The following is a 238-nucleotide window of genomic DNA, read 5'->3' as shown; positions in this document are numbered from 1 at the left end:
CATGCCTGAGCCATACAGAATGCCGATGACGGCGGCGTCGCGCAGGCCCTGAGGGCGTGGGTCGGCGGCGCAGACTTCCATGAGTTCGCGGATCAACGTGCGGCGCAGGTTGCGCCCCTGCCCCAGGCGCGTGCCGGAGGCGGCCTTGACTGAACGCATCTTGAGCAGATGATCCTGGCTGATCAGGCTCATGCGCCAGGCTTCGTTCATCACGCCACGCACGGCGTTCACATACAGC

General features: G+C 65.5%; 1 pseudogene. It reads right to left on the bottom strand.

The window, feature by feature from the left end:
• Positions 1–238 (bottom strand): annotated as a pseudogene (locus SB765_RS33425) (integrase); the annotation flags it as partial.

Source organism: Pseudomonas sp. SIMBA_067 (assembly GCF_046534675.1).
GTDB lineage: Bacteria > Pseudomonadota > Gammaproteobacteria > Pseudomonadales > Pseudomonadaceae > Aquipseudomonas > Aquipseudomonas putida.
Note: the sequence above shows the minus strand (reverse complement) of the source record. Positions and strands in the feature narration are given on the sequence as shown.